The 22,366-nt window shown below is 29.0% G+C and carries 21 protein-coding genes and 1 pseudogene; 14 read left to right on the plus strand and 8 right to left on the minus strand.

The window, feature by feature from the left end:
• Positions 1–7: 7 nt before the first annotated feature.
• Positions 8–478, minus strand: a complete 471-nt coding sequence (locus tag LV842_RS01580; RefSeq protein WP_233109709.1) for an Lrp/AsnC family transcriptional regulator — start codon at positions 476–478, stop codon at positions 8–10.
• A 145-nt stretch (positions 479–623) separates the two neighbouring features.
• Here LV842_RS01580 and LV842_RS01585 point away from each other — a divergent pair, with 145 nt between their 5' ends.
• From LV842_RS01585 to LV842_RS01595, 3 genes are all read left to right on the plus strand, one after another.
• Positions 624–2,009: an MFS transporter gene (locus tag LV842_RS01585; protein WP_233109710.1), complete on the plus strand. Its 1,386-nt coding sequence runs from the start codon at positions 624–626 to the stop codon at positions 2,007–2,009.
• A gap of 59 nt (positions 2,010–2,068) precedes the next feature.
• Positions 2,069–2,989, plus strand: a complete 921-nt coding sequence (locus LV842_RS01590; RefSeq protein ID WP_233109711.1) for a DUF3078 domain-containing protein — start codon at positions 2,069–2,071, stop codon at positions 2,987–2,989.
• A 327-nt stretch (positions 2,990–3,316) separates the two neighbouring features.
• The gene (locus LV842_RS01595; RefSeq protein ID WP_233109712.1) at positions 3,317–3,601 is read left to right on the plus strand and encodes a bacteriocin-like protein; all 285 of its coding nucleotides are present in this window, start codon (positions 3,317–3,319) and stop codon (positions 3,599–3,601) included.
• Between the two features lie 139 nt (positions 3,602–3,740).
• On the opposite strand, the gene LV842_RS01600 is transcribed toward LV842_RS01595, so the two are convergent.
• Complete coding sequence (locus LV842_RS01600; RefSeq protein ID WP_233109713.1) at positions 3,741–4,439, minus strand: DUF1826 domain-containing protein; 699 nt, start codon at positions 4,437–4,439, stop codon at positions 3,741–3,743.
• A gap of 578 nt (positions 4,440–5,017) precedes the next feature.
• Here LV842_RS01600 and LV842_RS01605 point away from each other — a divergent pair.
• The 10 genes from LV842_RS01605 to LV842_RS01650 all read left to right on the plus strand — a co-directional run bounded on the left by LV842_RS01605 (position 5,018) and on the right by LV842_RS01650 (position 12,065).
• Positions 5,018–5,578 (plus strand): recombinase family protein, encoded by a 561-nt coding sequence (locus LV842_RS01605; RefSeq protein WP_233109714.1) that lies wholly within the window; start codon positions 5,018–5,020, stop codon positions 5,576–5,578.
• Between the two features lie 52 nt (positions 5,579–5,630).
• Positions 5,631–7,526 carry an SIR2 family NAD-dependent protein deacylase gene (locus LV842_RS01610; protein ID WP_233109715.1) on the plus strand — a complete coding sequence of 632 codons (1,896 nt, stop codon included), beginning with the start codon at positions 5,631–5,633 and terminating at the stop codon, positions 7,524–7,526.
• 42 nt (positions 7,527–7,568) lie between these two features.
• Positions 7,569–7,997, plus strand: coding sequence for a PDDEXK-like family protein (locus LV842_RS01615; RefSeq protein ID WP_233109716.1), 429 nt, complete (start codon positions 7,569–7,571; stop codon positions 7,995–7,997).
• The gene (locus tag LV842_RS01620; RefSeq protein WP_233109717.1) at positions 7,998–8,540 is read left to right on the plus strand and encodes a hypothetical protein; all 543 of its coding nucleotides are present in this window, start codon (positions 7,998–8,000) and stop codon (positions 8,538–8,540) included.
• 13 nt (positions 8,541–8,553) lie between these two features.
• Positions 8,554–9,054, plus strand: a complete 501-nt coding sequence (locus LV842_RS01625; RefSeq protein WP_233109718.1) for a hypothetical protein — start codon at positions 8,554–8,556, stop codon at positions 9,052–9,054.
• Between the two features lie 83 nt (positions 9,055–9,137).
• The gene (locus LV842_RS01630; RefSeq protein ID WP_233109719.1) at positions 9,138–9,839 is read left to right on the plus strand and encodes a hypothetical protein; all 702 of its coding nucleotides are present in this window, start codon (positions 9,138–9,140) and stop codon (positions 9,837–9,839) included.
• A gap of 182 nt (positions 9,840–10,021) precedes the next feature.
• On the plus strand, positions 10,022–10,273 hold the full coding sequence (locus LV842_RS01635) for a hypothetical protein (RefSeq protein WP_225689915.1): 252 nt from the start codon (positions 10,022–10,024) through the stop codon (positions 10,271–10,273).
• A gap of 500 nt (positions 10,274–10,773) precedes the next feature.
• On the plus strand, positions 10,774–11,109 hold the full coding sequence (locus tag LV842_RS01640; protein ID WP_233109720.1) for a hypothetical protein: 336 nt from the start codon (positions 10,774–10,776) through the stop codon (positions 11,107–11,109).
• A gap of 62 nt (positions 11,110–11,171) precedes the next feature.
• Entirely contained in the window at positions 11,172–11,573 is a 402-nt protein-coding gene (locus LV842_RS01645; RefSeq protein WP_233109721.1) for a surface-adhesin E family protein, read from the plus strand.
• A gap of 66 nt (positions 11,574–11,639) precedes the next feature.
• On the plus strand, positions 11,640–12,065 hold the full coding sequence (locus tag LV842_RS01650) for a hypothetical protein (protein WP_233109722.1): 426 nt from the start codon (positions 11,640–11,642) through the stop codon (positions 12,063–12,065).
• A gap of 38 nt (positions 12,066–12,103) precedes the next feature.
• Here the strand turns inward: LV842_RS01650 and LV842_RS16115 are convergent.
• Positions 12,104–12,172 (minus strand): annotated as a pseudogene (locus LV842_RS16115) (helix-turn-helix transcriptional regulator); the annotation flags it as partial.
• Positions 12,173–12,270: 98 nt separating this feature from the next.
• Complete coding sequence (locus LV842_RS01655; protein ID WP_233109723.1) at positions 12,271–15,447, minus strand: DEAD/DEAH box helicase; 3,177 nt, start codon at positions 15,445–15,447, stop codon at positions 12,271–12,273.
• 142 nt (positions 15,448–15,589) lie between these two features.
• Here LV842_RS01655 and LV842_RS01660 point away from each other — a divergent pair, with 142 nt between their 5' ends.
• Positions 15,590–16,429 carry a hypothetical protein gene (locus LV842_RS01660; RefSeq protein WP_233109724.1) on the plus strand — a complete coding sequence of 280 codons (840 nt, stop codon included), beginning with the start codon at positions 15,590–15,592 and terminating at the stop codon, positions 16,427–16,429.
• A 797-nt stretch (positions 16,430–17,226) separates the two neighbouring features.
• On the opposite strand, the gene LV842_RS01665 is transcribed toward LV842_RS01660, so the two are convergent.
• The 4 genes from LV842_RS01665 to LV842_RS01680 are packed head-to-tail and all read right to left on the minus strand — an operon-like array spanning position 17,227 to position 22,329.
• Positions 17,227–17,622, minus strand: a complete 396-nt coding sequence (locus tag LV842_RS01665) for a hypothetical protein (RefSeq protein ID WP_233109725.1) — start codon at positions 17,620–17,622, stop codon at positions 17,227–17,229.
• Entirely contained in the window at positions 17,609–19,690 is a 2,082-nt protein-coding gene (locus LV842_RS01670) for a hypothetical protein (RefSeq protein WP_233109726.1), read from the minus strand. Before LV842_RS01670 ends, LV842_RS01665 begins: the two co-directional genes overlap by 14 nt.
• The gene (locus LV842_RS01675; RefSeq protein ID WP_317207291.1) at positions 19,683–21,221 is read right to left on the minus strand and encodes a tyrosine-type recombinase/integrase; all 1,539 of its coding nucleotides are present in this window, start codon (positions 21,219–21,221) and stop codon (positions 19,683–19,685) included. Before LV842_RS01675 ends, LV842_RS01670 begins: the two co-directional genes overlap by 8 nt.
• Positions 21,181–22,329, minus strand: a complete 1,149-nt coding sequence (locus LV842_RS01680) for a site-specific integrase (RefSeq protein WP_233109727.1) — start codon at positions 22,327–22,329, stop codon at positions 21,181–21,183. Before LV842_RS01680 ends, LV842_RS01675 begins: the two co-directional genes overlap by 41 nt.
• Between the last annotated feature and the right edge of the window lie 37 nt (positions 22,330–22,366).

Consider the following 22,366-nt stretch of genomic DNA (forward strand, 5'->3'; position numbering starts at 1 on the left):
AGACTTTTTATATAATCTGATAGCTTTCTTTGATGCTGTTCATGACAAAAATACTTTTCGTCTGCCCAATTCCCTCGATTTCGGAAAGCTTGTTGACAAAGAACTCATGAAAATTATCCATGTTGGCAGCTAAGATTTTAAGCATGAAATCAAATTCTCCGCTTATATTGTAAAACTCTACCACTTCTTTTAATTTGCTAACCTGTTCAATGAAAACTCCTGCTGTTTTTTTATTATGAACATTTAAGGCAACCATACAGATTACCATCATACCTTTATCGATCTTCTTGCGATCTACAACAGTCGTGTATCCTTTAATAATCCCTAATTTTTCCAATCGCTTTATACGTTCATGCGTTGGAGTTGGGCTTAAATTAATTCTTACCGCAATATCCCGAATACTCAGTTTTGCATCTTTCTGTAATATGCGTAAAATGGACAGGTCTTTTTCATCAGGAATATAAATTTCAGTAGCCATACGTTCTATATTATAATTCTAATCACACTTAAAAAGAACATTTAATCTTTTTAATATTCAAATATAATAATATCGTTCTAAATTAATAGTCAAATTTTATAAAAAGTTCTATAAAAACTAATTTTGCAACACAAAAATAATTGCAATGCAGTCTAAAAAAAATCTTATTTTAATCTTAGCATCTATCGGAACTTTTGTTGAAGCTTTGGATATCGCTATCATTAATTTAACCATACCATCCATTCAATCTCAGTTCAATATCAGCTCCAACAACTTACAGTGGTTACAGACTCTTTATGTTCTTTTTTTTGGTGGTTTTTTGATTATTGGCGGAAAACTATCAGATCAATTGGGTCGTAAAAAGATTTTTATCATTGGAGGAATCATTTTTATGCTGACTTCTTTAGGAGCCGGATTGTCAACAAGTTTTCAAACGCTGGCTGTTTTCAGAGCATTACAGGGATTAGGAGCCGCTTTTATTATGCCTTCTGCATTGTCTATTGTGACTCATACCTTTCAAAAAGACCAGGAGAGAAATCGTGCATTAGGGATTTTCAGTGCTTTTGCAGCGATCGGATCGGGAAGTGGTTTGTCTTTTGGTGGTATTATTAGTACCTATTTGAGCTGGCATTGGGTATTTTTGATTAACGTTCCCATACTTTTTATTACGATTATATTATCTTATAAATTTCTTCCTTCAGATATAAAAACCAACAATCGGGAATCTGCGGATACTATCTCAGGTATTCTTTTAGTGTTAGGGTTATTGCTGTTAACTTATGGAACTCATGAATTCATTCACATTCAGGAAAAACCTTTTTTAATTTTAGGTTCACTTATATTATCTGTATCCTTATTATTAGCATTCTTTTATCGTTTAAAAAACATTTCCAATCCGTTAATTGATCTTAAACTTTTTTCTCATTCTTCTTTGGTAACTTCCAATCTTGCATTTTTTTCTTTAGGGGCATTTTTCATTTCCTTTTTGTTCCTGATCTCACTTATGCTACAAAAAGACATGGGATATAGTGCTGCAAACTCAGGGCTTATGCTTGTTCCTTTTAGTATATTATCTGCTCTTATTGCAAAATTTGTTTTACCCAATGTTTCAAAAAAATTAAATTCCGTGCAAATCGGACTTTTAGGTTGGTCATTTATGCTTTCAGGGGCTTTATGCTTGATATTTGCCATATATTTCCATCATCCGACTGTTTTGGTTTTAATAGGAGCAGCCTGTATTTCAGGAATCGGTATGACTTTATGTTTTACCAGTCTATCTGTGTTAGGCATTCGTGATGTTGAACCAAAGCAATATGGAGTTGCCTCCAGTTTAACCAGTACAAGTTATTTTTTAGGGGCGGGAATTGGTTTATCATTTATGACCTTAATGACTCAGTTTTTCCCTTCAGATTGGGCTGTAAGTAACCTAGCCGTATCTATTCTTTTTATTTATGGGTTTATTGCGGTGATTTTTCTTTTATTCTTTATTATAAAGGAACAAAAAGCTATGCGAACATCTATCGATTATTAACAAGAATTTATAACCAATAAGTGAAATAATATTTTTATTTTTATAGAAATAAATAGACTATGAAAAAGATTTTATTACCACTTAGTATTTCTTTAGGGGCTTTTATATCTGCTCAGGAAAAGTCTGAAGCTCCTGTTGTCGACACCACAAAAGCGTGGAGTATACAAGGTCAAAACACATTAATGCTCAATCAGGCCGCATTCTCAAATTGGGTAGGGGGTGGAGCAAACAATGTAGGATGGCTTGCCGGAGTTAATTATAATCTGACCTATGAAAAAGGAAAAGACCTTTGGGAAAATATCATCATTTTAGGCTATGGACAAAATAACACCAAAGGAGTAGGAACAAGAAAGACACAGGATGTCATTAATCTATCTACGAATTATGGTAGAGAATTTGCAAAACACTGGTACATTTCTGCCGGAGCAAGTCTACAAACACAGTTTGCAGCAGGATATGAAGACGGCAACAATCCGGAAGCTCCGAAAATTTCCAACTTTATGGCTCCGGGTTATGTAAACGTAGGAGCAGGGGTTACTTACCGACCGAATGATAATTTTACAATGACACTCAGACCGGCCAATGCAAGATGGACTTTTGTACTGGATGATGATTTGCAATACGCAGGAACTTATGGTCTTAAAAATGACGGAGATTCTTCATTATTTCAGTTTGGTTTTTTAGGAACTGCTATATATAAGGTAAAAATTATGGAGAATATTAATTTGATCAATACAGGTTCCGTTTTTTCTAATTATTTGGATCATCCTGAGAGATTGGTGCTTTCCTATAGCGGAGTTCTTAATATGAAGATCAATAAGTTTATTTCTACCAATGTTACCTTAGATTTATTATATGATCATAACCAAATCCAGAAAACACAGTTGAAACAGACATTGGGAGTTGGATTTGCTTATAATTTTGAGAACGGAAAAAAGAGATCTGAAAACAAAGACAATCAATCTTGGCTCAAAAAGTAAAAAAATAGGCAACTAGAAAATGCTAAATACTCCCAGAAACAGGCACTTTTGCTCTATAATTTGATTCGCTATTCACATTCTATTGAAATAGAAATTAAAAAAGTAAACAAAAAATTAATTTCAAAAAAAGGCAGAAACTACACTTTTACTTTTTTTAACATTTAGAAAATCAATCAAATACCAGTAAAAATGAAATCCCTATCAAATACTCCTTATATTAATGAAATATTAAATCATAAAAATATTTTATTATTTTTTTAAAAAAGATATAAACATATCATTATTATTCATATCTTAGTGATGTATTAATCATATAAAATTACATTCATGAAAAATTTGAAAAAATTAAACAGAAACGAGTTAAAAACTATTTCAGGAAACGGATTACTTGATAACATCACTGGTGTTGTAACAGGTTTAGGCGGTGTAGTAGTTGGGACTGTTAACGGTCTTGGTGCTGTTGCTGGAGGTGTAGTAGGTGGAGTAGTTGGAACAGTAGGTGGTGCTGTTGCTGGTACTGTTGGTGTTGCAACAACTACATTATGCAACGTACAGTGTGTTGTTAATGGTGTTGTTACTATTAAACTTCTTAATTGCGGATCTACTTGTTAAGAAATAAACAAGTCTAGTTAAGGTATAACCGCTCTTTTTTAAGAGCGGTTTTTATTTTTAGAAAGTAAAAACACATACAAATTTGATTTCAGTGAGACGAAATCCAAAAGGGTAGAGGCATTTCAAGTTTAACAACCCATCAGCAAATCAAAAGCAATCTATACTCACCATTGTTTTCTATGGGCGCTCGATGTATACAAGGTAACACTTGCTGATCAGGATGATCTACAGCCAGTTTCCAAAGATTACCTTGTTCTAAATTAATAAGTCTAGCATTGGGTTTAGCCTGATAATGCAAATCAAAAAAACATTCCTTCAGGAAATTTTCAAATTCGTTTTCCGGTCCATCATATAATTCTCTGAGTTTTTTCCGAATTTCTGGTATCTGAATTTTTTGTTCGGCCTGTTCATTAGGCAAAATATCGCTTGCTGCTCCATGATAAGTGCATAAAAAAGTATCAGTAGCAACAGGAGAGCGGTCTACATGAAACGAATATACATCTGTCGAAATAAAATCAAATTCATCATCACGTTCATAACATTTCAGCAAATTGAGCGATGGTGAAGCCCCGAAACGAGCCAACGATTGCAAATCATTGATGATAATTTCCCGGGCTTTATTTCCTTCATTGGATAATTTCAAAGACATTAGATCTTCTACAGAAACCTCGGTAATATTTTCTTTTAATCGGAGTTGAATTACAATTTCATTAAAATTTCCTTCTAATTTTCTATTCCAACAAACTGCATTGGTATTTCCTTTAAATTTTATAGTAACAAGTTCGTCAAAAGAAGAAACCAACTGAACCTGATCGTGGATAGAAGTAATTTTGTTCATAAATATTTTGTAAAGATCAAAAAAATAAAATCTTTCAAACCTGTTTTGAATGCTGCTATAATTTTTAACGAAATTATGAATTTTAAAGTCAGAATTTGACTTCATTCATGAAATTTTATTGAGAATCAATTCTGGAGCTAGATTTTAAAAACAAGTTATATTATTAGAGAATGAAAATCTAAAACATGTACAATTTAACTAATACACTGTGTAATTTGTTCATATTAATATAATGATTAAAAGAAAAACTACAAATAGCAATCATTTCTAAACATTTTCCTATTTAACAAATTTCATTTCTGTTCATTTTTGATGTTCATATTTGTAAAAAAAAATTCTGTGAAAATAATCACCTAAAATATGCTGCCAAGTTTAAATAAATAAAAAAATCTAAAACAATATAACTATTTTTTGTTTCTATTGCTTTCCTATAAATAAAAAGTATTGGAATTCGGTCGGTTTCCTGTACATCTATTAATATCTTGTTAGCAAAACTATTTTGTTCTGTTCTTAGTTCATTTTCGTTGTACACGAAAACAAATTACAGTATATTTGAAATAAATGAGTAAAATGAACTTATGTTAATTGGATATGCAAGGGTAAGCAAGTTTGAACAGAATCTCGATTTACAAACTGATGCTTTAAAGAATATAGGAATTGAAAAAATTTTTATTGATAAAGTTAGTGGTGTTAAATCAGAAAAACCGCAACTTAACGATTTATTAAATTTCGTACGTAAAGGGGATACCTTAACTGTATGGAGATTAGATAGGATTGGGAGGACTACAGTTGGGTTAATTCAGTTTGTGACAGAGCTGAACGAAAAAGGAATACATTTTAAATCTATTTCTGAAAACATTGATACAAGTTCAGCAAGTGGAAAATTAATTTTCCAGATTTTCTGTGTTTTAGCTGAGCACGAAAGAAATGTTTTGATTGAAAGAACAAATGCTGGATTGAAATCTGCTAGGGCAAGAGGTAAAAACGGAGGAAGACCAAAGGGTATGACCGAAAAATATAAAAAAATCGCACCTTTAGTAAAGAGCTCTTATGAAAGTAAGAATGTTTCAATTGAGGAAATTATGAAAGCTTTTAATATTGGAAGTAAAGCAACTTTTTATAAAATAGTTAAAAGTTAGTATAGTAAAATCAAATAATTAATAAGATAATATTTAGTACAAATAATTACTAATGCAAAAAACACCAAATTTAGAGAGGTTATTGGAATTAATTCGCAGAGAAGACGTGATTCTTTTTGCTGGAGCCGGTTTATCAAAATATGCCGGATATCCTATGGGAGCTCAACTTCAAAGTATTTTTTACAATAGTTTACCAGCTAGCGCAAAAGAATATATTGAACCGACACGTTCATTAGCAGATTTAACTGATGATATTTTTCACTTATATCAAAGCAATAATGAAGTTATAAATATACTGAAAGAAAATTATGCAAAGCCACCAGAGTCTACTTTTGTCCACGATATAATTTCATCAATTCCTCATTTTAAAACAATCATAACAACAAATTATGATGGATTATTTGAAGGTGCTTACAAGGAAAATTGTGAAGTTTTATATAATAATAGTCATATTAGTTTAGCTAATCCTAAAAAAACACATATATATAAAATTCATGGACACTTAGCTGACAGTAATTCAATAATTATTAGAAAAACAGATTATACGAATTTCTTTAACCCTAACAGCCAAAATTCCGTTTTTTGGAATGCGGTAAAGGATAAAATGGCGACAAACTGTATCCTATTTATAGGTTATTCTCTAGAAGATACTAATATCGATTTTATTTTTACTGATATTTTAAAACAACTTGGTGACAATAAAAAAGAGGTATTCTTTATTGCACCTTCGTTAACACAGCCTAAAAAGAATAAGCTAAGTAGTTATGGTATAAATTTTATTGAGGGGACTGGAGAAGAATTATTCCCTTTAATTTTCGACCATATAAATGAAAATATATTTTTAGACCTAAAAAGTAATAAAGTTTCAACTGACAGTACTTATAAATTTGCTAAAAAACTAGGATATAATGTAACAGTTGGCACCAATACAGCCTCAAATTTTTTTATTGAAAAAATAGAAAAAATTGATGGTGTCTTACAACAGAAAGTACATTTCACAACTAAAAATAACAAAGACTTTATTAGTAAATTAAAAAGTTTTATGGAAGGAAAAACCGCAGAAAAAAGTTTCAGAATTCCTAAAACTGAATTATCTGATTTTGTAATGCATGTAGATAATTTCAAACTTCAAGATTTATCAGACATGGAATTTTTATACATTATGAAACTTCCTTCGTATGAAGGTAAAATTGATATTATTTTTGAAGATGGTATGTCTGTAATGGATTTTAACGTAAAAGTATATAAAGATATAGTAGAAGGGAAAGTTGTATTGTCCTTTGAAACAGATGTAGCAAAAGGGTCTATTACATTTATGCCAGGTGCTAAAGGAGCTAATATAAATTATGAATCTGAAATAAATGAAGTTATTAAAAATCCAAGAGTACTTTTGGAATATTATAAATCCTTTGCTAAAATTATTGAAGGAATTCGCTTTTCATTTTTGGTAAATGGAGAATCTGTCTTTACAAAAAAACTCATTGCAAATAAAATCCCAGAAGATTTAGAGTTCTATATTAACTATCTTGAACAGTTATGCAAAGTTGAAACTTTGCACATGATAAGATTTAAGGACATAAGTAGAAATGAAATTAACGAGAATAATTATCACACACTTGAATCTATAATAGCGAAGGCGGAAAATACTTTAATTGAATTGCCATTACCACCATTAAGGGCTGTTCTGGATGAAAGTTTTGATAAAGGTTTTTTGAATATAAATCAAGAAGAGCATATAATGTTTTTTGGAGGAAATACTGAAGTAAAAGTAAATGTGCATGATAAAGAATTTAATTTAGGCTATATGAGATCATATGTTTTTGATCCTTTTATATCAAACATGGAAGAAATCAAAAATAAAAAAGCAAAAGAAGTTTTAATTACTAATAAATCGGGCAAGAGAAAAGTAGGATTCTATGACGTTTACGAAATTCCTGGAGATAATTGAATAGTATTTTAATGTAACATCAATCTCACAAAGGATAAAATTATGGCAGAAATCCAAAGAAATAGTACGGGCCTTTCAGGAGAATATTTTGTCGCAGCTGAACTTCTTAGGAGAGGATTTAGCGTAGGAATAACTATGGGAAACGCTAAATCAATTGATATTCTTGCAGAAAAGGACGGCAAACAATTTATTATTCAAGTTAAAGCAATATACAAAAGAAAGAATGTGGGATGGCCAATAATGAAGGATAAAATTAATCTGAATCACTACTATATATTTGTAAATCTTAATGGAGATCAAATGTCAGCTCCTAATTTTTATATTGCTACAGGTAAGGAAGCCTATGATAAATGTAAACAATATTCAACTAGGGGCATTGTAGATTTATCAACACTAAATAATGATGAATTTCTTGGAAATTGGAACAAACTTAACAAGGATTCTTTTAAAAAAATCTTAAAAAACGAGTAGATGAAAGACTATTACAGGTTAACCAATGTTCAGAAAGTGAATATTTCTCAAAATTTAATTGATATTCTTGAAAAAGAAATTTGTCCTTCTCCAGAGACGATTACTTTTATTTGTAATTGGATACTCACTGACCGTAGTGAAAAGTTTAAAGCTTATTATGATGTTTGGGAAATAGTTTTAAAGAATTTCTATCCAAAAGCAAGACCAATACTAATTAGAAGCATATCTAGAAAATCCAAACACGAATATATTGCAAGTTTTACAAACTCAGCATACTCTGCCGAAAGATTTGGTGAAGGTAAAGGATATTGGATAATTTGTGATACAAAAGATTCATTAATTTCAGATATTCCAATGAATAAAAAAGGAAGTTATCGAAATACTTTTTATCCACTTAGTGATGTTTTAAAAAAAGCTAAAGAAAAAGATGGATGGGGATTTACTCAAAGTTTTTTGAGTAAATACTCTGGAGAAGATGAATATATAATGAAAATAAACTTCTCACATATGCAACTTCTGAAATATATAAATATTGAAGATTAAATCTCAAAGAAGGATGAAAACAATTTTTACCTCTTTTTGTATTTTGCTATCGACATTTTCATATAGTCAATCATTAAAATTGACTTTACGAGAACCTGATAGAAAAAAATTAGATAGTATAGTTATTAAAATGTTACAGAACAGAGAAACGGAAGATAACATTAGAGCAGTTGTTGCTAATTTTAAATTACAACATGGTCATCTTCCATCTGATGATTGGGAATATATATCATCATCTGTTAGTGCTACAAAATACTATATAAAAAAACTAATACATACTTCTAATACATCTGATTTCTGGGTTAAAATTATCTCAAAATCAAATGAATATTCTATTGAACATTGGAAGATTTATTGTAATACAAACCAGCTGGCGATTTCTTCTGCTACAGATTATACAGCTAAAGGACTAGTAAAAGTATCTGAAGAATATGTTGGAATCCTTAAACCAATAATACCAGATTCAATAGCTGATAGTGTTCGTGAAAATGTTTGTGAAAAACCGATTAAATAAGATAGATATGGTTTACCGTAAAGAAGTTTAATTTTTAAAGATAATTTTAAAGACTGAAAATTAATACTAAATCTTAAAAAAAGATGAAAGAAAAATTCGTTACTAATCGAAATATAGAACTATGGGAAAAACTATCTGGGAAATTCACAATAGAGATAAAGCCCAATACTGTTAAAGAATATATGATCTTTGTTAAAAATAGTCATGCAATTATTTATTATAATCCAGTAAATATTTGTGAGGCTTCATTTACTCATGAGTTACTGCATCTAAACCTTGACTATCATGATTTCTATTTATGTTCAGCAATAAAAAGAAATATGGCCAGTGACCCATTATTCTTTACAATGTTTAATACAAGCATGACTGAACCTTTATGTAATTTTATAGAGCATAAGATGATGTTCAATGATTACAAGAAATTAGGTTATACTGAGGATCTTTTTATTATAGATTACTTTGAAAAAAAAGTAAATCAAAAAGAAATTGATTCACTAGTAAAAAACTATAAAATAAATAATAAAATTAATGTGCGAGCTGCACACTTTTTTGTGGGTAAATTAGGCTCTCTTTTTGGTGATGTTAACACTCAACATAATTACAATCAAATATACTCGATTTTTAAAAATCTTGATTCTGATTTATATAATTCGGTTGCTAACCTATTTGTTGAATCTTTGAAACATGACTATGAAAAAGCTGATTATCTTTACAATTATAGAGATATAGCTGATAACTTTCATAAAAGGTTAATTAGTTGGAAAAATAATAACCAATTTACATAATAGTAAATTCGAACGAACAATATATTGTAAATTTTCAATCTCAAAAAACGATAGTTCAAAAACACCGGAAGAAATTTATAAACCACTAGGGCTAACAAGAGCAACATTTTATCGTTACGCAAAAATTCTTGACAATCATACGAACGATGAAATTAAAAAAATGCAAAGCAAAAAATAATATAATGAGTAATAATTTAGAACAAAGTAATCCTATTAGAGTATATGCAGAAAAGCAAGGAAAAGAATTTGCATTGGTTCAAATTGTTGATTACTACAACGAAACTTTTAGATTTGAAATTCTACTGAATGTAAAAGGTACTCTTTTTCCCAATATAGATTCTGCGAAAAAGGCAGTAGATGAATTTAAAAAATTTAATTCCACACATGATATTGATAATTTTAAATATGTCGATGTTATAGACTACAAAAAATAATCTCAAAAAACGATTCGATGAAAAATAAAAATTTACTCTATATGACATCTCTTCTATTCTTAATAGTGTTTCTTTTGAGTTTTATTTTAATACAGATAGAAGTGAGAAATACATATATTGATATTATTTACTCAGCGGTTATCTTATCAACTATGGTTACTATTGTAGCTTTATTTTTTAATCTAATACTAAATCTAAACGATAAATCTAAAAAAATGATCAAATGCAAGAAAAACAAATACTTATAGATTATTTACCTCAAAATGGATTTTCAAATGAAGAGGGTGAAGATTATGTGTAGTTTCAGCAACTTGTGATATTTGCAGTTCTGAATATGAAACAACAGAATGGGGTGAATGGGAGAATTTAGAAGCTAGCTGCAAAAGAAGTTTTACAAGATTATATTTCCAAAATTATTAAATCAAATTAATCTCAAAAAACGATAAGAACTATCGAATATATTCAAAAAAAATGTTTAGACTAACTTAAAATACGAACAAATGACTAAAATCAATTACGATGCACTAAATGAAAAATTTAAGCCATTATTTTTAGAACAATATCGAAATTTTATAAATGAACAAATTGAGGAGATTAAAAACTCAAATTATTCAATTGATATTTCAATATACTCTTCAAGAATTGTTCAAGAGCCATATAATATTGTTACGAAATTTCTACAAGATGAAAATATAGATAATCATCCAATAACAAATGCTATTAGAAGTTTTCAACGTGATTTGGATTTTCACCTAATAATGTCAGCATTTGATGAAAGACAAAAAATGGATCATGAACTTTTTCATAAAATATGGTTGCATAATCAAAACTATTAAATATACTGTAGCTGATATGATTACCTTACTTTGAGTATATGATAGTATAAATAATCAAAAAAATGATGAAAAAACTTTTATTTCTCCTCTTACTTTTTCCAGGAATTACTTTTGCACAGGATGAATGGGAATATGTAGCAACAACAAATTCTGAAGACAATTACTTTATAAAAGATATTATTAAAGAAGATAATTATAGAAGACTTTCTGTCTGGGTTAAAATACAAAAATCTGATAAAAAGGAATATTTTAAAGGACAGAAATATTATAGACCTTCAGATCGTATTCTTACAAAATGGATTATGGATTGCCAAAATAAAACTAGCAAAACACAAACATTGGTTGTTTATGATTTAAAAGGCAAAGTTAGACAATCTTCTAACGGTCCTTTTGAAGAAAGCTACATCATTCCCGATTCTATTGCAGAGAAAATTATGTCTATAGCTTGTAGAAAAATTGATTAAAAAGTAGTAAATCCTTACAAAATAAAATTTTATAGAACAATATCAAGATATTTAAATAAGCGTAATATGAAATGGACCATAAATCTAACTCTTCTTCTAATTTTGATAAATATAATTTTTTCTTGTTCGCCAAAGGCTGAAAATGTTCAAGGAAATAATAACTCAAATATTTCTTTTACAAGTACTCCCGATGAAGAAAATGATGAAGATTTAGGAAGTAGTGGTAGTGAAGATATTGATAATTTTGCTGACTGCAAATTTGATGATGGAACTTATTCTGCAACTGTTGATTATAATAATTCTGAAACAGGTTATTCTGCAACATATACGCTTGATGTTGATGTTCAGGACTGCCAAGTCATTCAAATTAACTTTCCTAATGATGGATACTTAGATGATGACCACATTTCTTATGCAAATATTAGCGATGATGGGAGCGCAAGTGTTGATGGTGAAGATGGAAAAACTTATCAAATTCAAATAGACAATTAATAAGTCAATACAAAATCTAAAAAACGCTTAATTAAACTTTAATTTAAATTCCGAAATTCATTAGGTGTAACGCCAGTCCTCTGCTTGAATAATCGAATAAAATGCTGTGGATAACCAGTGACAGAAGAAGAATATCATAAATAATTAATTTTTCTTTTATTATGGAAGATGATTGAAAGTGAAAAGTAATAACTTTAAAAATTCTTTAATTCTGGTTAAAATAACATTTTAACTTTGTTTCCGTCATTTCAATTACTGTTGAATATATTGAGGCCAAAAAACCTTCCATATCTTTAGTCAAGTTATTAGCCTTTACTCCAGGCTGCGCAATGGCAAATTCAAACTCTACGTTGGAATATTTTAAGCCTTTTTTAATTCCATCTAAGTCTGTTTCATTTCCATGGTAAAATCTAAGACCTCTTAAAATTCCATTTCCATTTCTCCGTTCAAGATGTTTTAATAATTCTTCTGGCTTCCATTTATATCTAAGAGAAACTATTGCCTGTCCACAGACTTCATATAAATCTTCAAGCCTTAGCCCACTTTTTCCTTTGGAATATTTACAGTGAACAAGTTCAAATTTAATTAACTCATTGTCTTGGAATATAGCAACTATATCTGCTGATTCTCCAGCATTATCATCATTAAAAACAATTTTAGCTCCTTTCTCGACAAGATATTTCATCATATATTCTTGAACAGATTTTTCCCTTTTTTCCCCTTTTTTATATAGTGATTCAATAGTATAATCAACATTATCCCAGATAAAAGCTTCAATTTGATTTTTGGGAATTTGAATTAACTCAGTGGATCCATAATCTGTTTGAATACAACCAGAAATAGTACAACCATTCAATAAAAATAGAGTAGGAGGATTCTCTTCAAAGAATTTTTTCAAAGATATAGGTTCACTTTTAAGTCCATCAATCATAATATCAATATCATCCAGCCCTATTACAGAATGGCCCTGTTCACCACCTAACACAATGGAAAAATTAATTATCTTCTCAGGTAAATTTAATTCAAAATCAGCCTTATTATCTTGTATTAAAATATTTTTTAGTGTACACTCTGAAAGCATAATAGATTTATAACTTGAAAGACTAATAGTTAATTTATGAATTCTACTATATAATTCTTCAGCCCAATCTGTAGCTAGAATAATAAGCCCTTCAGGATATTTATCCAATTGAATTTTTTCAGCAGAATCTTCTAATAATTGATTGGAATCAATGGTTTCATCAGTTATTAATTTTCCAACCTGTAAACACCACGCTTTCCACTCTTTCAAATCGCCTACTCGAGCTGGACTCCATATTTTCCCTTTAACAGAAGCTCCGACACTCACAGGGAAACCATCCCGATATCCTACACCAACAAAATCAGATTTTTGACAGCGTTTTCCTTCTTTCCATCTAGTTAATTCCGTTGTAACATCGGCCCCACTAAGTCTTGAATATCGGTGAAGATGATTTGCGGGCTTAAATATACCTGCATGTATTATGCTTAATCGTTTTATTGAATCAAAAGAACGAAAGACACAATCTCCGTTCAACATATTAGGTATATTACTTGATAAATTCTCAACTAAACTATTTACATCTAATCGCTTTTCCGAGTATCCGATATACAATAATTTTGTAGTTAAATCATAATGCATAACAATAAGATTCCATGTTTGATCACGCATTTTATCAGTTCTAGCCCATTTTACTTTTTCCCTTTTTTGTGTTGTAAAATAAAAAACATTTTCTTTCTGATTAAAATACGGTTGCGTAATAGCATACCTATCCAGATTAAAAGAATCTTTGAATTTACTCCAATCGACTTGTTCACATTCATAACAAACACAACTTAAAGCAGGATAAACTAATTTAGGATTTAACTCTATTTCAGGAGAATCAAAACCACCGTATGGTTTACATCCTTGTAAAAATGTTAATAATGATTCAGCTTCTGCTTTTCTTGCATCTGCAATTTCACTAATTACCATTTCCCAACCAGCTCCTTCTTGAAACAAATTTTCTAATTCTGTAGACATTGATTCTTCTGCATAATTAACAATAAATGACGCATCCCCTAAATCTTTTTGCGTTCGGGTAAATCTTCCAATAAACTGTAGGAGTACAGACATAGACTTATGTAAATCATGTACAGCTGCAATTTTAAATTCAGGATAATCAAACCCTTCTTTAAGCATATCTACACAAATTATAATATCATAACTACCTCTCTTTATTTGTTCTACAATTTTACCCCTACCTTTAGTTCTTGAATGAACCATTACTATTCTTTCATTTGGAAACCACTCCTTGTATTTTGTGAAAAGCATTTCTGCACGAGGGGCAGTCTCTGTCCGAACCATCATTCTATGACGCACCCAACCTCGATTTCGATCTTCAATAAGTCTATCCATAGCAGCCCTTGCAATGACTTCATCTTTTTTACTAGGATTTCTCTCATCTATTGACACCAATGATATCTTAGAAAAACAGCCATCTGCTAATGCTTTAGATAAAGGATAATTATAAACAACTTCACCTTCAATTGGTTTTTTATCATTGCGGTAAGGAGTTGCTGTAAATTGTACAATTTTAGATTGTTTGAATAAATTTTTAATATGATCCCACTCATCCGCTTTAATATGGTGTGCTTCGTCAAAATATACATGGGAAAAAAGCTCTTTTAAACCATCTTTTATCTTTTTATTTGCTCTTGCAATTAATGAAGGAGTTGAAACTATAACATCAGCTATTTCAATATCGTTAATGCATGATTCATTCGTCAAAATTTTGTCTAAAATAAAAACAACTGGATTAGGTGTACTTTCACTGATAACACCAAGTTCTCTAAGCATACCCCAAGTAGAAAATTTATCTGCAATTTGATTTTTAAGCTCTATAGATGGAACAATTACCAATGTTTTTCTTGCTCTATCAGCTAATGTTGCTACTAACATAGTTTCAGTTTTCCCTGTTCCAGTAGGTAAAACAACAGTAGCAGCCTCATTGGATAAAGACCAATGTCCCATAAGATTGTATACTGCTCCAGATTGAGCAGGTCTTAATGTTTGGTTATCTAACCCCGAACCATTAATTTTAAAATCCTCAAAAAAACTTTTCCCATTCTGGTTTATATTTTTCACACAACCTTTTACTTTAAAACCTTCTGGTATTTTTTCAAGTTCACTCTCAAATATGCAGTCATCACTTGAAATATGATAAGTAGATCCTTGTTTATATATTGCTGAAAAAACACTATTTTTTTTGTTATATGCTATTTGAAAGATATGTCCATTCTCAACTTTTTTGTCTATGAAAAAGAATGGGCCATCAAGTTTAATTTTTTCCACAGCGATATAATCGAAACTCAATTGATTCATAATGTATTAGCTTTCTACAAATATGTGAATTTTAAATATATAAATTATAAATCTTTGATAAAAAAGGGAAACCGTAATTAAGACTTAATTAATATTAATTTATTTTTTATTATATTATGATTCTTTAATAACATTTAAAAATATGATTTGTTGGATTTGCAATCAAAACGAAGCCAATTCTGAAGAGCATAAATTTAAAGCTTCAGATATAAGAAGAAATTTTGGAAAGAAATTCGATGCCATTTATTATAATGGTAGTCTACATTCATTCCATTCTGAAAAGGATAAAATAATCAAATTTCCAAAGGTAATTTGCATTGATTGTAATAATAACAAAACTAGGGATGCAGATGATGCTTACACAGAGTTTTTTGAAAATTTCGAGACTATTAATTCATCTATCGAATCTAATGGCCAAATTGATTATGAAAAAATATTTGGTATAAAATGGAAAGAGAAAAAAGTTGATCTATATAGATATTTTGCTAAACATGCAGGTTGTAAAATTATTACAGGAAATACTACAGAAAAAATAGATTTATCTAAATTAAGTGCATTTATATTAGGATCTACGAATATTGATAATTTTTATCTGAAAATTTATTTTAATCCCGTTACAAAAGCTTTCACTAATCAATTAAAAACTTTAAAAGGAGGAAGATATAAATCAAATGATGCTTTTGGTTCAACAATATATTTAATAAAAGATAATAATCTTTTATTTTGTGGCTGTATTATCAAAGGCTCATTAAGAATTGAATGGTTTTATAGTAATAATAATTCATTTAATAAAAAAAATAATTTTGAAATGTCATTAGAAAATGTAATTATATTGAATAACGAGGAGTTTTACCCCAAGTCTTTCTATGATTTTAAAATTGAGGACCAAATGACATATTTAAACTTTGGAAAATTTTATTTAAATGAGGAATTAGAGTATTCTCATTATAGTTCAGAAATTGATGAACTCCTAAGGAGATAGCTTTATATATATATATCTGATGAGAATAAAAAAAAAGGCTTTAAGCAATATCAATATTTTTTTTAACCTTGAAATATTTTTAAAATTTGGATTTTAAAAAATCATCTTTCTTTCTCTCTTTATACATATGCTTTTCTTTAGGTTTATTATTTTCATCCAACCATTCTTTTTTACCCCAAACAGTGTCTTTATATGCTTTAGAATATTTGTAACTTACTAAATTAGATATTGTTTTTTTTCTTTTTATTAAGTATAATAGAGATCTTTCCTTGTAGTCCTACAATATCATTGTGCTCCTTATTATACTTTAAAAAAAGTTGAGATATTTCTTTATTATGAAGAAATCTATTCTCCTTGTTTATTATAAAAAGTATCTGATCTAGATAATTGTTCTGAGGAAAAAGATGATGATCATTTTGTAAACTATTTTCATAGTTATACAAGTTTATTAAAATATCAATTCGTTCAATTATGCCTTGGTATAACTTTTTTTCATAATCTAAAAACTGGGGTACATCCATAGTAAATTTATTTAATATTAAATAAATAATAAATTAAATAAAAAGCGTGGCACTAAGCACAGTCTGTGTAAGAGGTACCGCTAAGAACCCACAATCCAGAAAGACTTAGCCCACGCCGATATAAGGCACGGGCGTAAGTCTATCGAATTTGGATTGTTATGAAAATTAGCGGTTTTCTTACACCAATACGATAGCTTACGCTTGATATTAATTTCTTAAAAACAAAGATATAAAAAGATTTCGGTTTATATAAATTGAATAGGAGAGACAATCATATTAAATTCTCAATGGTATCATTATCTCTTCAACATCTAACCCCTTGGCATTTAGGTTATAAATTATTGCAGCCATTTTTAGAATTAAAACTTCTTTCTCTTTTTCAGATTCTTCAAGTTTTTCCTTATAATAATCAAGCTGTTCCTGTAAATTTTTCCTTTTTCTTTTACCAGTAGAATCTAACCCTATATTTTTCAGCTGAGCTATTCTGGCATTATCAATTAATTCAGCTCTATTATTTAACAACAATGTACTACGACTTTTTAGTCCAAGTTTTTTTAAAATAACTGAGCGTGAAATAGGAGAGAGAGCAAATCCATCATTTAGCATTTCATTTAAAATTTTCTTAAGATGAATATCAATTTCTTCTCCTCTTAACTTCTTATTTTTTTCCATTAATTAAATCCGTTTTTTTATTCGTACTCGAAAAATCAATTCCATTAGGAAATAATTGATGCTTTACACCCTTAGTTGCTAACTGCTGAACAAATTTCATATTTGACAATTTTTTTTCGATATCTAAAATCCAGATATCAGATCCAAAGTCTCCTTCACCTTGATTTTTCATTTGCTTTAAAGCTTTTTCAGTACTATCAATTAGCTTATTTAGATTATCAATTTCATGCTTAGATCCGGTCAAATTTAGATTAGTACAACCATTCCAACACTGCAAATGTTTTGGACATGGACTTAGGCTAAAATCATTAGAGCATGCACCAAAAGGAGTAATATGTAATGCATTTGTATGGGTACTAATAAATTCCTCAGCTATTACCAAACCTTGACTTTGTTTTAGTTTATGATAAGTATCTGTTAAATCTCCAATAATTGTTTTATCTCTAATACCTGTACGGAGAAAATTAATTTTCTCTGCAACTGAATTGAACGTAATAAAGTCTTTATGTACTTGTGTTGTCTCTTTAACTGTTAAATGTTTATATACTGTATTTTGATCAATTAACTGCCTTCCTAATGCCAAAGCTTGGTTAATATTTGACATTCCTGCTAATTCATACAAAGTATTTCTCCAATGTCTTGGCTGGTGGCTTGTAATTTTTATTTTACTCCCATCTGCTTCTTTTAAACCACGTCTTTCAAAAATTGATTCTGTTTTAGAACCACTCCCTAATGCTGCATTTATGTCTTCTAATGTCAACTTACAAGGAACAACTCGAAATGTGTTTGCTTTTCTCTTAAACCTAAATGCACCTTCAAATTTTATAGAAAGTAAATCTCCAACTCTAAGAATTACTTTATTGTTATCTTTCAATATGATGTTGCTTTCATATTTTTTGAAAAATAAATTTTCAATATCACCTGCTAAATAATAATGCTGGCATATTCTTTTTCCAGAATTATTAATGGGGTGCTTAATCTTTTTATCAATAGAATGTATTGGAATATTATTCCTTTTTAAGTATAAACTAAGATTATACGTATTTTGAAATCCTAAATATTGCAACAATCTAACATCTGAAATAATTTCATCCTTGTCATATTTCCACATTCGATTATATTGCTCTTGAAACTTTGCAACTTTTCGTACTTCTTCTGTAAGCACTTTTAAATCATTGACTGCTCGATATGCAAATTGGACATCCTGCTCTGCAAGCCAGTGAACTCGTGATTCAAATTTCTTCTCAGCATAATATCTTATGCCTACATCTTTAATTGGTTTCTTTTTAGCATCTAATATTATTTTCCCATTCTCATCTTTTTTTTCTATTTCAACCCAACAATCATATGGAATATATGTTACCTCATTTGCTCTTTGTCCCATTGCAATTAGAAGGTCAATTGTTCTAAGAAGAATTTTTTCATCATTATTAATTGGTTTATTAGTACAAATTGCATAAGCAACCATTGCTTCATAAGAAGGAAGTTTTTCTTTACCTATTCTATCATCTTCAGAGTTTAATTCTGATAAACTTTTATAATCATGATAATAATGATTATTTTTCTCACAATTAATATAATTTATTGCTAGGGGAGTTATATCTAATTTGTCTAATAAGTCAGCTACTACTTTCAAATTAGCCGCTGCTTCATATATTTTTTTAAATTTATTTTCCTTTAAATCATCAATAACTTGATCGAAATGCCATTTTGTTAGCTGTACAGGGGAAACCTCATTTCTATTCTTCAAAACAACAGATAATTGTCTACATGCAATCACATAGTTTCTTATTGCCATAAATCCGACTTTTTTTGATCTATATAGATAGATTGCCAAAGCTTTTGTAAAATCACCAAATTCTTTCGGCATTTGAGAATCTAAAACTCTGGTTTTAAACTTATAAAGATTAAAATTAATGTGATGATCACTTCCTCTGTGAAACAGCCATTCTTTGGTATTCCATTGCATAGCATCCCAACTATCACTAATTGGGAGACTATTAAAGAATACTTTTTCTTTCTCTACAAAATTTACTAAGTTTTCATAACATACATTTATATTATTCATAATCTTTTATGTAGTTAATAATCTTTTTGACAGCAATAATTGTGTCTTCAAGCTGCCCAATTGTACGGTTATATTTTACATCCCCAGAACTAGTTCCTATATCAATAAATTTTTGGATATTTTCTTGTAATCCTTTTAATACTTTCTTATGTTCACCATCTTTAAAAGGATTAAATTTATCACATGTATAACAAGAATAAACTGGATTTTTGGGGCAAATCTTATCCAATGTACATCCACCTATTTCACCAATATATTGCATACCAGCAATGCCTTTGACCCATTTTTCTTTTTCAATATCAGATTTATTGATAATCTTCCCCGTGGTGAACATTTTCATTATATCAATATAATTATTATTTTTTCCCAAGGCTCTCGTTTTTATTTCGGCAATTTTAGGTGTAGCAGCAATATATGCTCGAGCAGGAACAGTAGAATTATGTCCCATTATATCGGCTATAATTTCGGCCGATGCACCTTGATCTGCTAATGACTGTGCAAGATTATGCCTTAATTGTATTGTTGATTCATCAATATCAAAATCTCCATGGATCTTTAACTGCTTAGAAATAATTATAATTAATTTTGTTGCTGATAACCTCTTACCTCTTTTATCTATAAATAAAGCAACATTATTAGGAAAAAACTCTTTTTGCAGATAAATTAGTCTTTCAATTTTATTTGCCAAATTTTCGCTTATCTGTCTATTTCTTACCTCTTTTTCACTCAGAAGTCTTTTTTTTGACATTGAGAGAATCAATGATGAATAAGAATGATTTCCACCATTGATTCTTTTAAAATCTATATGATTTAGCAGATAAATTTGTGATGGTCTAGGTGCCAATTCAAAGCACAATTGTAATAATACTAAATTTTGAAGATCATTGATTTTTAATAAACTATATTGTTTATTACTGTTAAAATAATTTACAAGCTTTAAACACTTTTTCTCTTCCAAATAAGTTTGACGTAAAAAAATCTTACTATACTGATTTTTTTTGGGCATTTTAATATCATTTATTTCAGAGAGTATATTTTTTTCAAAACCTTCAAATTTTTGATTATACCCCCATTTATAAAATGATTTTAAACAATAATAACTATTGGGATATTTTACCATTATAATATTAAAAAAATTAAGGATTCCGGCTAAACTCCATGGGAAGAATTTAAATTCATTATAATTATTTAATTGACGTAGGAAGGGGATATATGAATTTTTTATTGTTGTTGGTGAAAGATTTCTAAATTGACCATAGAAAAAACCTTTTAATAACTCTTTAAGTTCAACACTTATATTTTTATAATTATCCCAATGTATATAAGCTACTTCTCCATTAACATTAAATTTCCAATTATCAATGTCAATATTAAGTATCATATCTAAACCTGTTGGATCCTTACCGTAGATCATATCAACACCCAGAAAATAGTGTTTGCTATCATTTGATACTATATTTGGGACTAGTTTCTTATTTTTAAAATTTCTTTTATTCATAATATTGAGAAATTCTTTTGATATTATGCCCATTAGATAATTCCCAAATATATTTTCCCGTATAATGCAAAGGAAGTGAGGAATTATTTTTCCAACCGCAAATTTTCCTAAGTTCATCTTTTGCTCTCTCCATATCATAATTATGTACTTCTATTAAGTACTTTAAAAAATCATACGCAAAAGTATGCCTTAGAATGTGTGGAGTAATTTTTTCCCAAGTGGGAGAGGAAAGTATACCTACATTATTTATTTTATTAAATATATCATAAATAGCATTTATTGAAATAGGATCATTGTTTTTTGCTGTAAAAATATATGGATGACTGATTTTTGAATTATTCCTACGGTCTTTCTTAATATATAATAATAAGTTTTCATATAAATTTTTAGAAATAGCTACTAAACGATTAGATTGGTCTGTCTTAATACTTGGTCTTCTAGTTCGTTTATCTGTTGCCATATATTCATGTCGACCAATAACTAAATAGGGGACATCAGCAATGATCTTAATATCTAATGTTGTTAAATTAAGAAGTTCACCGATCCTAATCCCAGTGTCAAGCAAAATTCTTAATATTAAGTAATTACGATTCTGCAAGAAAACTGTAAATGGATTTAAATCAGAATTTACTTGAATAATTTCATGTAAAGATTTCAATTGTGAAGATGTCAAACTTTTAAATTGTAATCCAGTATTATTTCTTCTTAAAATAAATGTATTAAAAAAATCATCCAAGTTCACAGACTTAATATAATCAACATCAATTGGATTAGCGTTTCTATTCAAATGTCTATCAATAGACCATTTTATATAGTTTTTAATGCAGTCAAGCTTTGTTATTTGGTTTTGAATTTTAATCTCATTTTTAAAAATAAATAACTGAGCAGATCTACCAAATTCACTGAAAAATATTCTAAAATCTCCATTTAATAAGATATTATCAAGATTATAATCCAATATTTTAAAAGCATTGTATAATTCTCGAATTGTTATTAAATAGGAATATTGAGTATTATATCTAAGTCTTATGAATTTTGAAGTAATACAGAAAATAAAAGTATGTAACAAGGGTGTACCATCATCTTTTATTAATAGTGGTAATCTTTTATATGAAACTTTATTAAAAGTTCTAATAAACATACAATTAATTCATTAACATAAATATAGTAATTAATTA

This window comes from Chryseobacterium gwangjuense (assembly GCF_021311115.1).
Taxonomy (GTDB): Bacteria; Bacteroidota; Bacteroidia; order Flavobacteriales; family Weeksellaceae; genus Chryseobacterium; species Chryseobacterium gwangjuense.

What these genes read in the sequence shown, in the direction of transcription:
- LV842_RS01645 (WP_233109721.1), top strand. Translation starts at nt 11,172, where the DNA reads ATGATGAAAAAACTTTTATTTCTCCTCTTACTTTTTCCAGGAATTACT.
- LV842_RS01615 (WP_233109716.1), top strand. Translation starts at nt 7,569, where the DNA reads ATGGCAGAAATCCAAAGAAATAGTACGGGCCTTTCAGGAGAATATTTT.
- LV842_RS01640 (WP_233109720.1), top strand. Translation starts at nt 10,774, where the DNA reads ATGACTAAAATCAATTACGATGCACTAAATGAAAAATTTAAGCCATTA.
- LV842_RS01625 (WP_233109718.1), top strand. Translation starts at nt 8,554, where the DNA reads ATGAAAACAATTTTTACCTCTTTTTGTATTTTGCTATCGACATTTTCA.
- LV842_RS01580 (WP_233109709.1), bottom strand. Translation starts at nt 478, where the DNA reads ATGGCTACTGAAATTTATATTCCTGATGAAAAAGACCTGTCCATTTTA.
- LV842_RS01610 (WP_233109715.1), top strand. Translation starts at nt 5,631, where the DNA reads ATGCAAAAAACACCAAATTTAGAGAGGTTATTGGAATTAATTCGCAGA.
- LV842_RS01605 (WP_233109714.1), top strand. Translation starts at nt 5,018, where the DNA reads ATGTTAATTGGATATGCAAGGGTAAGCAAGTTTGAACAGAATCTCGAT.
- LV842_RS01680 (WP_233109727.1), bottom strand. Translation starts at nt 22,329, where the DNA reads ATGTTTATTAGAACTTTTAATAAAGTTTCATATAAAAGATTACCACTA.
- LV842_RS01650 (WP_233109722.1), top strand. Translation starts at nt 11,640, where the DNA reads ATGAAATGGACCATAAATCTAACTCTTCTTCTAATTTTGATAAATATA.
- LV842_RS01595 (WP_233109712.1), top strand. Translation starts at nt 3,317, where the DNA reads ATGAAAAATTTGAAAAAATTAAACAGAAACGAGTTAAAAACTATTTCA.
- LV842_RS01600 (WP_233109713.1), bottom strand. Translation starts at nt 4,439, where the DNA reads ATGAACAAAATTACTTCTATCCACGATCAGGTTCAGTTGGTTTCTTCT.
- LV842_RS01630 (WP_233109719.1), top strand. Translation starts at nt 9,138, where the DNA reads ATGAAAGAAAAATTCGTTACTAATCGAAATATAGAACTATGGGAAAAA.
- LV842_RS01670 (WP_233109726.1), bottom strand. Translation starts at nt 19,690, where the DNA reads ATGAATAATATAAATGTATGTTATGAAAACTTAGTAAATTTTGTAGAG.
- LV842_RS01655 (WP_233109723.1), bottom strand. Translation starts at nt 15,447, where the DNA reads ATGAATCAATTGAGTTTCGATTATATCGCTGTGGAAAAAATTAAACTT.
- LV842_RS01620 (WP_233109717.1), top strand. Translation starts at nt 7,998, where the DNA reads ATGAAAGACTATTACAGGTTAACCAATGTTCAGAAAGTGAATATTTCT.
- LV842_RS01660 (WP_233109724.1), top strand. Translation starts at nt 15,590, where the DNA reads ATGATTTGTTGGATTTGCAATCAAAACGAAGCCAATTCTGAAGAGCAT.
- LV842_RS01675 (WP_317207291.1), bottom strand. Translation starts at nt 21,221, where the DNA reads ATGGGCATAATATCAAAAGAATTTCTCAATATTATGAATAAAAGAAAT.
- LV842_RS01590 (WP_233109711.1), top strand. Translation starts at nt 2,069, where the DNA reads ATGAAAAAGATTTTATTACCACTTAGTATTTCTTTAGGGGCTTTTATA.
- LV842_RS01665 (WP_233109725.1), bottom strand. Translation starts at nt 17,622, where the DNA reads ATGGAAAAAAATAAGAAGTTAAGAGGAGAAGAAATTGATATTCATCTT.
- LV842_RS01635 (WP_225689915.1), top strand. Translation starts at nt 10,022, where the DNA reads ATGAGTAATAATTTAGAACAAAGTAATCCTATTAGAGTATATGCAGAA.
- LV842_RS01585 (WP_233109710.1), top strand. Translation starts at nt 624, where the DNA reads ATGCAGTCTAAAAAAAATCTTATTTTAATCTTAGCATCTATCGGAACT.